Annotated in this window: 1 protein-coding gene; it reads right to left on the bottom strand. The window is 33.7% G+C overall.

Annotation, left to right across the window (positions count from 1 at the left end; genetic code table 11):
- Window positions 1-166 precede the first annotated feature (166 nt).
- Window positions 167-1,159: a TlpA disulfide reductase family protein gene (locus C0512_RS15825; protein WP_121312452.1), complete on the bottom strand. Its 993-nt coding sequence runs from the start codon at window positions 1,157-1,159 to the stop codon at window positions 167-169.
- Between the last annotated feature and the right edge of the window lie 101 nt (window positions 1,160-1,260).

The raw sequence follows: 1,260 nt of genomic DNA on the forward strand, positions 1-1,260 counted from the left end.
TTAAGTTGTTCATAATTACATAACAAAGCTACAATTTAATTTACGATAAAAAAACTTTTACTTAACAATTTGGTAACATTGAATGAAAACTTAACATTGGGATTTATTTGTAAGCATAAAAAAACCACCCGATTTAGGTGGCTTATGTATTGATTTTATTGGTGTTTTAGTTCAATAATTTATTCAATTGCTCCTGTAGTCTTGGATCAGAAGGTCTTTTAGCATCAGCGTCAACAACAACACCTTTAGGATCAATCAATATGAATCTCGGAATCGAATTCACTTCAAAAGCTTTGATAAAATCAGAAAGTTCTGCTTTTCCGGCGTACAATTGAATTCCGCCTAACTCTTTTTCAGTTACAAAGGTTTTCCATTTCTCATGGTCTTTTTCAGCATCAACTGAAACACTCACAAACTCTATATTTTTTCCATGAAAATCTGTTTCCATTTTTTTCAATGACGGAATCTCCGCACGGCAAGGTCCACACCAAGTGGCCCATAAATCTACATATACATATTTCCCTTTCAAACTTTCCAAAGTGGTTTTTCCTCCTTTGTGGTTTTCATAATCAAAATTAGGCGCTGCCACATTATTCATTTTTTTCTTGGCTAGCGTCATGGTGTAATATTGTTGCAGTTGACCAACATTGGCTTCCGTGCCTTTCTTTAACATGTCAACTAAATTCGCGTCTATTTTGGATGCTTCTAAACTTGCGATTTGTGTCGCTTTGAGTTCTTCTGTGGCTTTCTTGAAACCTTCAGCATCTAACTCTAACATTGTTTGAAAATCAATGTCGTTCTCTTGTAAAGTTCGTTTGGCCAAAAAATTATTCTCCGCAGCACCATTTCCCGAGAACGCAATAGTCTCATCAAACTTTGTTGCGTCCATGGTCATTTTTAAATTATAACCGTTTTTCAAATACAAATTGGCATATTCAGCACCATCGAACAACTGATACAATCCTTCTTTGATAGGAAAAGTGGCTTTAAAATTTCCTTTTGCATCTGCCTCAATTTTTTGAATCGTTTCTCTTCCGCTATTGATAAAAAGTGTGTTCCCGTTTTTATTGGCTATTTCAGCTTGAAAAGTCATGTTTTCCTGCGCTATGGCCACACTAGAAACTAAGACAGTAAAAATAAAGCTAACTATTTTCTTCATAAGTATGTTTGTTTAATTTTTTAGATATCAAATATACTTGTTTTGTCAATTAGAAATTTAAAGATTAACTTAAATTTGATTTAACACTTCGACCGTTTAAT

Source organism: Flavobacterium sp., assembly GCF_013822155.1.
Lineage (GTDB): Bacteria > Bacteroidota > Bacteroidia > Flavobacteriales > Flavobacteriaceae > Flavobacterium.

What these genes read in the sequence shown, in the direction of transcription:
- C0512_RS15825 (WP_121312452.1), bottom strand. Translation starts at nt 1,159, where the DNA reads ATGAAGAAAATAGTTAGCTTTATTTTTACTGTCTTAGTTTCTAGTGTG.